Origin of the sequence: Mycobacterium sp. 1164966.3 (assembly GCF_001665395.1) — a bacterium.
GTDB lineage: Bacteria > Actinomycetota > Actinomycetes > Mycobacteriales > Mycobacteriaceae > Mycobacterium.
Genome location: NZ_LZSG01000037.1, coordinates 18,266 through 31,389 on the forward strand (window position 1 = coordinate 18,266; position 13,124 = coordinate 31,389).

General features: G+C 67.5%; 6 protein-coding genes. All 6 read right to left on the reverse strand.

Translation table 11 applies throughout. The features are described 5' to 3' along the window. Positions 1-49: 49 nt before the first annotated feature. Complete coding sequence (locus A9W99_RS12880; RefSeq protein ID WP_067377947.1) at positions 50-1,201, reverse strand: FIST N-terminal domain-containing protein; 1,152 nt, start codon at positions 1,199-1,201, stop codon at positions 50-52. Between the two features lie 66 nt (positions 1,202-1,267). Continuing rightward, positions 1,268-3,877, reverse strand: coding sequence for an SEC-C metal-binding domain-containing protein (locus A9W99_RS12885; protein ID WP_371514955.1), 2,610 nt, complete (start codon positions 3,875-3,877; stop codon positions 1,268-1,270). Continuing rightward, positions 3,829-4,539 (reverse strand): TVP38/TMEM64 family protein, encoded by a 711-nt coding sequence (locus A9W99_RS12890; protein WP_067377950.1) that lies wholly within the window; start codon positions 4,537-4,539, stop codon positions 3,829-3,831. Before A9W99_RS12890 ends, A9W99_RS12885 begins: the two co-directional genes overlap by 49 nt. 194 nt (positions 4,540-4,733) lie before the next feature. After that, complete coding sequence (gene recD / locus A9W99_RS12895; protein WP_067377953.1) at positions 4,734-6,476, reverse strand: exodeoxyribonuclease V subunit alpha; 1,743 nt, start codon at positions 6,474-6,476, stop codon at positions 4,734-4,736. Further along, positions 6,473-9,763 (reverse strand): exodeoxyribonuclease V subunit beta, encoded by a 3,291-nt coding sequence (gene recB, locus A9W99_RS12900; protein WP_067377956.1) that lies wholly within the window; start codon positions 9,761-9,763, stop codon positions 6,473-6,475. The genes recD and recB overlap by 4 nt, the downstream gene beginning before the upstream one ends. After that, positions 9,763-13,053 carry an exodeoxyribonuclease V subunit gamma gene (recC, locus tag A9W99_RS12905; RefSeq protein WP_067378190.1) on the reverse strand — a complete coding sequence of 1,097 codons (3,291 nt, stop codon included), beginning with the start codon at positions 13,051-13,053 and terminating at the stop codon, positions 9,763-9,765. Before recC ends, recB begins: the two co-directional genes overlap by 1 nt. Positions 13,054-13,124 lie beyond the last annotated feature (71 nt).

Sequence of the window (13,124 nt, forward strand, 5' to 3'; positions counted from 1 at the left end):
TACACCGGTACCAGCATGTCGGTAGGAAGGTACCTCAATGGCTTTGAACTCACTCGGTGAACAGCGCCATCGACGCGGTAAATCCGTGCAACGCGTTGCGGCCCGCGATCGGACCGATCTCACCGGCGGCGAAGAAACCGGCGAGTGGAATCCCGCCGAGTAGATCTTCGATCGTGGAGGCGTCGTGATCGGCCACTCCGAACATCCGACGGCCACGCCCATTACAGGTGAACAACAGCGCGCCGGCGGGACGGCCGGGCATCGAGGCTCCCGCCCGCTCGACGGCCAGGCGCAGGTCTTTGTCGGCGCCTACCGCGTCACGCACCTGGAACTGCAGGGTCGCGCCGACTTCGACAACCTCGCCGATCTCGATCGCCCCGGTCGACGGGTCGGCGCCAAGCAGCCCGCGGATCAAGAAGTCCCCTTGCCCCGGAGCCGCCAAGTGCTCGTCGACAACGATCCCGACGTGCAGCCCGCGGCTGACCAGTTCCTGTTCTTCGCGGCCCAGCCCCTCAACGATTTCACGCAACCGGTGCAGTGGTGGCCTGCCGCCCAGCTCGGTGATCACCGCGCCGTCTGCGGCAGTGACGATGTAAGGATTGCCGATCGGGCGGCAGCCCTGCGACACGATCGGGATGCCGCGCATGCCGGGCAGGCGCACGCCGACGAGGCCGGACGTCACCACGTCCTGGTCACGGAACAGCCGGGTATCACCAGGTCCCCGCCCACCGCTCACTACGCCGCCCACGACGGTCGTTCCCGGAAGGTCGGCGTTGAGATGCTCGATGAGCAGGCTCGACGGGAACGTATACGGGTCGGGCAGCAGCAGGTGCAGATCCTGCGCGGTCCGGTCGAACCGGTAGCCGGTGAGCAGCCCGCCCGAGCCGGTGCGGACGAAGTCCAATTGGAACGTCTCGGTGGACAATCCGGAGGCCAACCACACGGCGACCGCAGGCTTGTCTTCGATCTCGTGGCGGCCGGCGACGACTCCTTGCGCAACGCAACCGATCAGCGCGGGCGGCTCCACGGTTTCTTGCACCGTGTCCAGGACGTCGGCAGCCGCGTCGGTATGCGCTCGCGAGCCGAGTAACACGGCCAGTGACGGCGCCTCACCCGCGAGCTCGTCGCGCGCGTGCGCGGCGGCCTCGGCCGCGGCCTGCTTTGCATTGGCCGCGGTGGAAATACCGACTCCGATCCGCACCCTTCCATGATGCGCCGCTCAACGGGATGACGACACATTCAGCGCCACGACCGTTGTGCAACGACCCTATAGGCCCAACGCGGCCCGCAGCCGGCCCACGTCCATGCCGCCGCGCCCAGCCGCATCGGCCGGGAAGCTGTCGAGGAGCTTGATCAGGTCGCCGCGCCGGGTGGGATCGTCGGCGGCCTGTCGCGGGGTATGGCCGTTGAGCGCCGGGATGGGCAAATCGAGCCACTTCGTCTCATAGTCGCGGATGAATTCCTCTACGACGGTGGATATTTCGGGATCGTCCGGATCGAGCGTGTCCTCGTCGGCCATTGAGATCTGCCCGGCCATCTCCGCGGCTTCGTGGACGTCGCGCACTGGGCGGCGAGAGTCGTCGAGCACGCTCATGTCGGGATCCAGGCGCGCCAGCGTGGCCAGCACCCGATCCATGCGCTTCTCGCTGTTGGTTTGCACCCGCAGCGCTTCGCCCTCGAAGACAAGGGTGGCCCGAATCCGCGACATGCCATCGGTGATGACGTGCTCGAACCAATGCGGCTCGTCGCCGGCCCGATCGTAGGTGTCGTCGAGCAAGGTCTCCATTTCGGCGGCATCGGTGACCTCCACGATCGCCTCGCAGATCGCCAATGGGTCGCCCTCGGTGTTGGTCAGGGTCGGCGGTGCAAACCGGCGGCTCAGCTGCGCCACCAACGACACCGGATCGGGGCCCGCGTCGAGCAGGTCGATCAGTGCGTCGCGCTCATGCAGCGCAACCGGTTCCAGGCCGCCGAAGAACTGCATGCTGTCTCCGGCCGGCACCACCCGTCCACACACCAGCTGTCCCGGTTTCAGCTGGCGGCTGGCCGTCGCCTCACGCACCTCGTGTGTGTCGCCAGTGCGCACGTCGCGCACGCTGACGGACTGTCCGCGAAGCACCTGTTCGACCTCGAAGACCGACCGCTCCACGAGTAGCCACTGCTGCGCAAGCAGCCGCTCGTCGTCGGGTAGCAGCTTTCCTCGGATCTCCAGAAATTCCTCAAATGCGCCGCCCTCGAACAGCACTGCGTCCAGCACCAGTGGATCACTCATCGCTGCAGTCAGATCGTCAGGAGCTTGAAGGGGATGGCGGCAGCGTTCGTAGCCCACCTCGGCCAGCAGCTCGTCCCATCCGGTCATCAGGGTGTGCTGGCAGGCTTTCGCGTACAGCCAACCCGCCCGCTCGGACAGCGGCAACTGCTCGCGGCCCAGATGGCATTTCTTGTATTTGCGGCCAGATCCGCACCAGCACGGATCATTTCGGCCGAGGTCGCGACGAGGCTCGGTCCGGTACCGCTCCAGTAGTTCCACCAGTGGATCGTCTGGCGAGGCTTCGGCGCGACGCAGTAGTGCCAACCCGTGCTCGACGTCGCCGCGATCGGAGGCAAACCTGGCCAGGTCCAGCAACGGCAGCGGCCACTCAGGATCCATTGACTCGGCCGCCAGTAGCTCGCGTTCGGCCGCGTCAATGTCGCCCATCCACTCCAGCGCCACCGCACGCAGCCATCGATACGCCACTCGCGCCGGGCGGGCCACTTTGGGCTCCAGAACTTCGGCGAAGACGCCGAGCGCGGCCGGCTGGCCGCGTCCCGCACCTATTGTTTCGTCCACCAGGAGTCCGGCCAGTAGCGGATCGGCAAGGGCGGCCGCGATTTCGGCGACCGGATCAGCACCCGCGTCGTGTCGCCCCGCTGCGTCGTCGGGGGCCGTGGGCACCGCATCTGGTACCACATGGTCCGCGCCGACGGCTTCCACTATCTGCGCCACCTGCTCGTACACCTGAACCAGCGTGTACAGGATGGCTGCATCGTCTTCGTCGAGGTCGTGTCGCTTTGCCAGCCTTTTGGCTCCGCGCTCGAATTCCCAAGAGGCGAAATCGAATCCGGATGGCGCAAGCCACTCGTCGCGATGTGCAAGACCGAAGTCGTCGGCGATTTCGCATAGCGGCAATAGCGGCTCGGTGAACAACGTTGGATCCTCGACACACGCCGTCCATACCGCAGAATCGAAGTACACCGGCTCGTCGGGGCCGAGTGTCGCGGCAAGCCGTGCCCCCGCAGCGCCCTGCCCGACCGCTGTCACCCGCTCGACCACCAGCGCGTCATCGCTCAGCCGCACCCCGACCAGGTCCCCCTCGGCGACGCCCAACCCCTGCAGCGTGCCCGGTGCCAACAGCAGGGCGCCATGTCCTGCCACCTCGTCGGAGATGCCGCGCTGCTCGAGCAACTCATCGTCGTAATCGGCCATGGCGACCTGCGCCGGTGACCCGTCGGTGAACCGCTGATACTGCTCGTACTCGCACAGCGTGGTGATCGGGGCGAGATCCGGAGTCACCCGCAGTAGGTCGTGGGCCACCTCGTCTGCGCCGAGCCGGTGGGTGAACACCCGACCGGCTACCTGCGCGGGCAACCAGATCCAGCGATCGTCAACCAATTGCCTTGCAGGAAACTCGATTTCGATACGAACCGCGCGCAATATCTCGTCCGGATCGGCCACGCCGCTGTCGCTCAATCGTTGCGAGAGGTCGTCCTCCGACAACGGGCCGTGTTCGGTCAGAACTCTCGCAAGGATCTGCTTCGCGTCGAACGATTTCGCCACGGAAAACCACCCTATGCCGCTGGCGGGACGGGTGGCGAACCAGCCGCCCGCCGTCGCCATTTTCGATATCCACGCCGTGCCGCGAACGCACCGACGATGGCGGTCACGCACCACACCGCGATCGCTGCGTATGCCAGCGGCGCCGACCTGTTCCGGATCGAGGCGCCCAGCGCGGTGTAGACGAATGCACGCGGCGCCGAGCCAATGAATGAGCCGACGGCCATCTGCCACAACGGAACTCCGAAAGCCCCGAAGGCATACGAAGCAAGTGCATCGGATATGCCGGGGATGAACCGCTGGCCGACGACCGCCCACAATCCATGTCGTTCCACCAGCGCGTCGATGCGGTCCGCGCGCTGCGTGCCCAGTAGTGCCCGCGCGCTGTCCCGGCCGGCCCGGCGCCCGATGCAGCTCGCGACGATAGCGGTACCCACCGCCGCACTCAGCGTCACCAAGATCCCGACCACAGGACCGAACAGCAACCCGCTGCCGGCGGCCAGGATCGAGCCCGGTACGAACACCGCGCCCAAGAGGGCCGATGCCACCACGTAGGTCAATGGCGCCGCCGGGCCCGTCGCCTGAACCACGCGACGCACCGCCTCGACGTCAATGATTCGGGCGACGGCTACCAGGTAGAACATTCCGAGCAGGAAGCCGATAAACACGCTGAGCTGCACGACGTGGCGTCGTCGGCACGTGGGTGCGGGGGCGTCGTCAACCATATCGACCGCGATTCTTCCGCACGGGCAGAAGTGTCGGACCTCCGGAGGAGACAACGCCAGCCAATTATCAGGCCCCAGGCTGCCTGTCAAGACATTCGGCAGGTCGATAGCGCCGGTGCTATCAATTTGCGAGACATGGCATGGCCTGCATTTTGGTACCAAAGTGGCAGGTGTGACGGCAGCCGCCGGACTAGTCACGGGCTCGCGCCGGCACGCAGGCGTTGCGCGAGACCGCTGGCTCGCGCCGCGCGGCGGCCGATCGCAGCCCGCACGGACGCGTCAGACCCCACGACGCGTACCTTGCCCTTCGCGCGAGTCACCGCGGTGTAGAACAACTCTCGCGTCAGCAACCGCGAGTCCTCGGACGGCAACAGCACCGTCACTTCGTCCGCTTGGCTGCCCTGGGACTTGTGGATCGTCATCGCGTGCATGGTCTCGACGTCGCTCAACCGGCTGGTTGCGAAGTCCAGCGGTCCCGTGGCACCGGCGACGGCAGCGCGCAGACCATCGGGACCTTCCACTGTCACACCGGTGTCACCGTTGTAGACCCGCAACCCATAGTCGTTCGCGGTCACCAGCAGCGGGCGCCCGGCGTACCACTCGGACCATGGCGGCAGTCCCGTATCCTCCGAAAGCCACTTCTCCACTTGCCGATTCCAGTGCCGAACGCCGAGAGGCCCATGCCGGTGGGCGCACAGCAGCCTCTGCTCGTCCAGCGCCGCGAGCGCGGCATCGGCCGCGCCCAGCATCGCCGCCTCCCGCAGCCGAAGCGCGTGCGGCAACAGGATCGACCGCAACCGATCAGTCGGGTCCTCGTCCTCGATGAACTCGATGTGTTCGTCGCCCGACCGCAGCAACGCCATCGCAGTGTCCGCGTCGCCGGTGCGGATCGCCTCCGCGAGCAACCCGATCGAGCGCCCGAATCGGTGCGACGTCCGCAGCTCCGCGACATGCACGTCATCGCGGGCTGACAGGCCGTCCACCAAGTCCGCGAGCACCGCACCGGCTTCTACCGACGCGAGCTGATCGGCATCCCCGACCAGGATCAGCCGCGCATCTGGACGTATCGCCTCCAGCAACCGAGCCATCAAAGTCAGGGACACCATCGAGGTTTCGTCGACCACAATCACGTCGTGCGGCAGCCGATTAGCACGATCATGCCGAAAGCGCGACGACGAATCGGGTCTGCGACCCAGCAGCCGATGCAGCGTCGTCGCCCGCAGCTCTACCAGCCGCGCGCGATCGGACGCATCCATCCTGGCCACCTGGTGCTGCACCGTTTCGGCCAGCCGTGCCGCGGCCTTGCCCGTCGGCGCTGCCAACGCGATCCGCGGCTGCCCCGCGCCAGCGAGCTCGGCCTGCTCGGCCACCAGCGCCAGCAGTCTCGCGACCGTGGTGGTCTTACCGGTGCCGGGCCCGCCGGTAAGGACCGTGACCGCTTGCGACAGCGCGATTTTCGCCGCCTCCCGCTGCTCCTGGTAGTCCGCTGGGAAAAGTCGCTCGCAATCGGACACTTTGACGGGTGACGTGGAGGCCAGCAGCGCCAGGAGGTCGTCACACACCTGCTTTTCCTCGCGCCAGTAGCGGTCAAGGTAGAGCAGGCGGTCGTCGTAGAGGTGGAGCAGCGGTGGGTCGGCCAATAGTGTGCTCGAGCGCACTGCGGATAGCCACTCGGCCGGATCGGGCCAGGGTAGGTCGGCGTCCAAGGTTGAGCCCACCACACCGGCGAACGTTGACAGGTCGACGCACACCGAGCCGCCCCGCAGCGCCCGCACGGCCAGCGCCACCGCCAGCGCCACCCGTTCGTCGGTCTCCTGACCCAACGAGCAGAGCCGTTGCGCAACACGCACATCGGCCACGTCGAGCACACCGGCTTCGTTGAAGGCACGCAGTACGCCGGTGGCGCCGACAGCGACCTCGACATCCGTGAGCGTCATGCCGCCCGCCTGCCCTCGTCCAGCCGATCGGAGAGCTCCACCACCAATCCGGCCGGCGGTTGCCAGCTGAACACCCCGCACGGATGCCCGTCGACCACTGGCGTATCCGCGCCGCACATGCCCCGCACGAACAAGTACAACACCCCGCCCACGTGCCGCGCCGCGTCATCGCCAGGCACCCGCCATCGCAGAAACCGGTGCAGCACAACGGTATACAGCAACGCCTGCAACGGATAATCCGAATGCAGCATGGCCTCTGCCAACCGTTCGCGGCTGTAATCGGCAGCGGTGTCGCCGAGGTGGTTTGTCTTGTAGTCGACCACCAGGTAGCGCTGGCCGGGCAGCCGCAGCACCGCGTCGATCGAGCCGGTGAGATATCCGCGCAGCGATTGACCACCCAACCCGCCCGAGGCCAATCGATCGGCGTACGACGCCAGCGGATCATCGGCGGGCAGATGCACCCGCAGCAGCTCGCCGACATCCGACAGCGCGATGTCAGGTGCGGCGCCGCGCGCATCGCCGCCGGCCAACGGAATCTCGAACTCCAACTCGCGCAAACGATCCCGCAGCCCGATCTCGCGTAGCGTCAACCCGCCGCCCAACGGTCCCAGCGGCGTGTCGTTCATGGGCACCAGCGCGGAAGCCAGCTCGGCGGCACCGACGCCGACGGGCCACCACGCCAGCTGCCGACGAACCTGCTCTGTCAGCGCGGCCGCCAAGTCGGGCGCACTCGGATCCGTGGCCTCGAGCACCGCGTGCACCAGCGACCCGAATGCCGCACCGGCCGGCATCCCGGTCAGCGGCGAAGCCAAGTCGTCGAAGTCGTTGCCGTTGCCGAGCGCGGTGACTACGACATCGTCCACCTCGTCGTCGCGCACGTCACCCTCCGGTTCGCTCTGGGTGCCGAGAAGGGCGGCGGATTCGCTCCCACGAATCAACGCCGAATAGGAGGTGCGCCGCCAGCTGATGTCTATTGCCCGATGAAAGTGCCGCACTTCGAAATGGGAATCCGGCCGCGCGGCGGGCTTGGCCGCGGGCGTCGCTATCGTCGATTCCTCCACCGAGGGTCCGCCGGCCTCGTGCCATCGGCTGAACAAGGTCCACGCGTCTTCGTCGGTGATGGCGGAGTCGCACTTGCCCGGCACCTGCGCCTCATCCACGCTGCGACCGCGCAACAGCCTGGACAAGCCGCCGTTGCGTTCGTCCCGCGACGGCGCCCACCATGCCACCACCTGTGACTGCGCCCGGGTCAGCGCGACGTAGGTGAGCCGGATGTTGTTGCGCGCCTCCTCGGTTCGGTGCAGTTCTTCGACTTGGCGACGATCGGGACTGCCCTTACCGCCGATGTGTAGACAGCGCGTTCCGTTCTCTTCGTGATACAGCAGAATGTCGCTCTTGCGGACATATCGGTTGAACGCGAACGGCAGATAGACGATCGGGAACTGCAGTCCCTTGGCCACGAAGACCGTCATGATCTGCACCGCGGCCGCATCGCTGTCCAGACGGCGATTTCGTTCGGACTCGCCGGTGCGGTCGGCGCACTGCCGCCGCAGCCAGTCCCGCAGCGCCGGCAGCCCGTAGTGCTCTCGATGCGCGATCTCGTGCAGCAGCTGCGCGATGTGGGCCAGGTCGGTCATGTGTCGCTCGCCGCCGTGTTGCGCGAGTACCCGTCGGCCCATCCCGTGCAGCTGCGCGGCTTCGAACACCGCGGCCATGCCGCGCTGCCGGGCATGCGAGGCCCACTCCCGCAGGGCGGCGGCGACCCGGTCGGTGAGCTTATCGCCTTCAATGGCAAGGGTTTCCGCGGTTTCCCCGAAGAACATGGTGCACGCCGCGGCGCGAACCAGCCCGCTGCGGTGCGGGGCATCGAAGGCTTCCAGCAGGCACAGCCAGTCTTTGGCGGCGTGCGATTCGAACACATCGGTGTCGCCGGTGTAGATCGCCGGAATACCGGCCGCGGCGAGGGCGTCGCGGCAAGCGCGTGCGTCCTTGTGCTGCTCGACGATCACCGCGATGTCCCCGGCCCCGACCGGCCGATCGTTGTAGGTGGCGCCGGAGGCGAGCAGCGATCCGATGTCGGCCGCCAGGTCCGCCGGAATATGCCGCCGCAGAACGTCGATCGGAATGTTGTCGAATTCGTCATAGCCCAGAGCGAGCCGTTTGACGACCCGCAGCCGGAACGGCGCGTCGTGCGGAGCGCCGGTTAGGCGGTGCCCGTCGTGGCGAGCATGGATTTCGTGTACGACGATGTCCGGATGGCCCAGTGCCGCGCCGCGCAGGACGGTCTGCAAGCTGTCCACCAGTGCGCGGTCGCTGCGCCAGTTAACGCCCAGCGTGTACCGGGCTCCGGCGGTGCGCGCGGCCTCCAGATAGGTGTGGATGTCACCGCCGCGGAAACCGTAGATGGCTTGCTTCGGGTCACCGATCAGAATCAGGGTGGAGTGTCCTGCGAACGCGCATTCCAGCACCCGCCATTGGATCGGATCGGTGTCCTGGAACTCGTCGACCAGCACGATGCGCCAGCGCCCGCGCATCCGCTCGCGTGCCGGTGAGTCTTCTGCCGCAAGAGCTTTGGCGAGCCCGGTCAACAAATCGTTGAAGCCGACAACTCCCAGCCGTCGCTTGCGGCGTTCGAGTTCGCTGCACGCGGCGGCGGAGAACCGCAGTCGGGCAGCCGGGGCGCTCGCCGGTTCGGGATCAAGCGGTCGCAGCTGCGCACACGGGTCGTCGACGACCTCGCGGGCGAGCGTCAGCGCCTCTCTGTAGGTGAGCACCGGCTCGTTCTCGCCGCCCCCGAACCGGGCGAGGTAGAGGTCGTCGACGATTTCGGTGACCAGATCATCGAGGCTCTCCTGAAGCGTGACGTCGGCAGCGCTATCCCCGGCAACGCCAAGCGATTTCAGCACCGACCCGCAGAATTCGTGGGTGGTCGCGATGGTGGCCGCGTCGAAGTTCGCCAGCGCGTCGCGCAGACGCGTCCGCCTTTCCTCACGCTCGCTTTCGGTGCCACGCATGAGGTGCTCGACTAGGCAGTCTTCCGGTGGGATGCGGCCCTCCAACCCGGCCAGCGCACGAAAGATCTGATCGCGCACCCGCTCCCGCAACTCCCGGCTGGCGGCACGGTTGAACGTGATCAGCAGCATCTCGTCGAGCGTCGCGCCGGTCTCGGCGAGATAGCGGGTGACCAGCCCGGCCAGCGCGAACGTCTTGCCGGTGCCGGCGCTGGCTTCCAGCACAGTGGTGGAGCCCGGCTTCGGCAACGGGCCCACCAAGTCGAACGGGTCCATCAGGGCTTCCTTTCGGCAGCCAGCAGCGGTAGCCACAACCGGGTGGCGAGCGCGCCCAACCGGGTGTCCTCACCGGGCATTTCCAGACCGGGCACCGGAGGCCCGAGCAACACGTCGAACGGAGCTTTGAATCCCCAGACCCGCACGTGCGCGGGCTCGCCGTCCTCCCCGTCGTGAAAATCGTTGGACTCCCACTCGCCGCGGGCGTACTTCACCGGATCCCGTTGGCGGTGGCGGCGTTCCGCCCACGCGTAGGACGTCTTGAGCGGCAACGCCAGCGGCTCGCGTCGGCCCGCGTCGAAAATCGCTGCCAGATCCCGCAATACGGCCACCGGATCTGGCGGCGAGCCGAGCGCACAGACCTCGATGGTGTCCTTGCTGCCACGCGCGACGCAGATGGCGGTCCAGTCGCTGTCCGGGTGACCGGCGGCCAGCGCCACCAGCGAGATCCACGCCTGCAGTTTGTGTTTGGCGGACAGCCTGGAATAGCTGACCTCGACGATGCGGTTCTCGAAGACTCGGTTGACGGTGCCGGTGACAGCGCGGCCGTCCCCGAGGTCGACAGCGATGTCATGAGCGCGCGCCTGCACCCGCTGATGGCTTTGCGCGATGCCGGCCAGCTGAGCGGCTGTTTGGCTGATCGTGTCGACCTTGCGCCAGCCCAACCGTAGCGGCGGCAGGGTACCGCGGCGCCATTCGGCGTTGATCGCGAACTTGCGGTCCCTGCCTCGCAACATGTCATGCAGCATCCGGTCGCCGACCACCCAAGCCTGTAGCGGGTCGATGTCGACGGGCATTGCATCCTCGATCCCGTCGACATCCCACGGCAACGTGCAGTCGAGTGCGCGGAAAAACCCTTTGACCGGATCTTTGAAGAAGGCGAGCAGGTCGGCCAACTCCACGTTCAGGACCGGCCCGAGGGGCAGCGGCTCGGTCAGGAAAGCTTTTGGCGCACAGCGAGTTCCGCTGGCCGCCTGGGCGGCGGCCAGCGCCGCCGGGTCGAAGGTGAAGGCCTTGTCGGGTGTCAGCGCACCCGGAGTGACGTTCTTGCGGTCGAAGGGCTGCAGCGGATGGTGGGTCAGGATGTGCTGGCGCACCGGCGTTTCCGTCGTCCGGTCCAGCGCATCGAGCACTTCAACGAGCGGGACGGCGGACGGTCGCGGGTGCCCGGTGTGCTCGTCGTTGCCCGTATAGGTGATCACGAGCGTCTCGGTGGCCGAGCACACCGCGTCGAGCAGCAACTGGCGGTCCTCCGAACGGATGTCACGCTCACCGGTCATCGGTTCGCGGGCCAGCGCGTCGTCGCCATCTGGGATGTCGAGCCGCGGGAATACGCCGTCGTCGAGCCCGACCAGGCAGACCACCCGGTGCGGCACCGAGCGCATCGGCACCATGGTGCACACGGTCAACGTGCCGGTGCGGAAGTTGGCCCGGGTCGGACGTCCGGCCAACTGCGTGGACAGCAGGGCACGTATGTCGGGTAGCCGCAGTGTTGTCGCTGCCCGGGAGCCGGCCTGCGCGACCACGTCGGCGAACTCGCGTTGCAGCTGCGCGTGTTGCCAGGCGTCGTCCGAATGTGTGAGCAGGCCGGTTCCGGTTGACAACGAGTCCAGCCAGTCAACCAATGATTTTGTGCCGCTTAGGGTTTCGATTACGCTTTGCAGGCGCTCGACGTATTCGGCGAGCCGGCCGGCTAGCTCGACGCGATTGCTGCCGACGTCGTCCAGTGGCAGCGCCGTGCCGAGCCAAGCTTGCGAGTCGTCGGACATCGCCACCCCGGTCAGGATGCGGTCGAGCCCGAACCGCCAGGTGTTGTGCACGACATTGTCCAGGCCATATGGCCGGCGGTGTTCCGGATCGAATCCCCACCGGACGTTTGCCTCGCGGACCCATTCCGTGATCGCGCCGAGGTCGTCGTCGGTAAACCCGAACCGGGCCCGCACCGGCGCGGCCTGCGCAAGGTTGAGCACCTGACTGGCGGTGGCCCGGCTGTCGGCGATGGCGAGCAGCTCGGCCGCCACTCCGAGCAGGGGATTGGTTTGCGTCAGCGCCCGGTCAGCGAGCCGCACGCGGAGCCGATGCGCTGGATGGCCGTCCCCGGCCATCTCACCCAGGCCGAATCCGGCGATTACCAGCGGTGCATAGGTTTCGATGTCGGGGCACATCACGACGATGTCGCGCGGCTCCAGCGTCGGGTCATCTTGCAGCAGGCCGAGCAGCACCTCGCGGAGCACGTCGATCTGCCGCGCCGGGCCGTGGCAGCTGTGTACCTGCACGGACCGGTCGCCGACGGCGAGCAGGCGTCCATCGGGGCGGACCGCGTTGGCGGCGATGTCGGCCTGCAGCCAGCCCAGCAATGTGTCGGGTCGTGGTTTGCCGCTCGACAGATGCAAGTATTCGTCGGTCGCCGCACCGGCTGGTAGCGCTCGCTGCAGCTCGCGCAGGTCGCGGCCCAGCGTTTCCAGCAGTGGATGGCGTGCCGCGGCTCGGCTGGTGTCCGCGTGGCGGGGCACCGCGTCGTGGAGGCAGCCGAGTGCCTGCCACAGCTCGTCGCTGGGATGCGGCAGCCACAGGTGCAGGTCGTGGTGGGTGGCCAACGCGCCGAGCAGTTCGATGTCGGTGCATGCCATGCGGGTATGCCCGAACAGCGAGAGCCGCGTAGGCAGGTCGATCGGTCCTTCGCGCAGCCGCGCGACGGCCTTCCGATGCCGGATGTGCGGCGGGTCGGCGGGCACGGCCGCAACCAGGGCGCGCCACAGCGCGGGCTGCCAGGCCAGGTCGGCATCGAGGTTGCCCGCGCTGCCGTCGAGCCAGTCGACGAGAAGCTGCGGTCGCTGTCGGGCGTAGGAGGCGAACAGCCCGGCTAGCCGGCGGCCGACCGCATAGCGACGACCGCGCCGCAGCTCCGCCTTGGCGGCGTCAGTGTCGAAGTGGCCCAAGTGTTTTGCCAGTGTGTGGCACCACGGCTCGTCGAGGCTGGTGTCGATCACCTCCAGCAGCGGCCACGTCATCGCCTCCGGTGACCAGGGATCGTCGTCGACGGAGCTGGTGATTTCGGCAACCAGCGAGCCTGGATTGCGAAACGCGATGGCGGCACAGACACCGTCGCCGCCGCCGGGGCGGCAGCCAAGTAGGTGCGAAAGCCGCTGGCTGAGCCAGCGTTCCACGCCACGGGCCGGTACCAGCACCAGTTCCTCGGCGAAGGGGTCCGGCAGGGGCTCGGCCAGCAGCGCGCCGAGGCCGTCGGCAAGCAGGTCGGTGCGCTCGGCACGGTGGAGATGAAGCGCCATCGCGGCCACCCTAGACCGCACCACCGACAGCGATGGCACGCTGGTTAGCGAGACCAGGGAACGGGAAGGTG

Excerpts from the sequence above, each read along its gene's own strand:
- recB (WP_067377956.1), bottom strand. The coding sequence starts at position 9,763 with ATGGACCCGTTCGACTTGGTGGGCCCGTTGCCGAAGCCGGGCTCCACC.
- A9W99_RS12885 (WP_371514955.1), bottom strand. The coding sequence starts at position 3,877 with ATGGCGACGGCGGGCGGCTGGTTCGCCACCCGTCCCGCCAGCGGCATA.
- recD (WP_067377953.1), bottom strand. The coding sequence starts at position 6,476 with ATGACGCTCACGGATGTCGAGGTCGCTGTCGGCGCCACCGGCGTACTG.
- recC (WP_067378190.1), bottom strand. The coding sequence starts at position 13,053 with ATGGCGCTTCATCTCCACCGTGCCGAGCGCACCGACCTGCTTGCCGAC.
- A9W99_RS12890 (WP_067377950.1), bottom strand. The coding sequence starts at position 4,539 with ATGGTTGACGACGCCCCCGCACCCACGTGCCGACGACGCCACGTCGTG.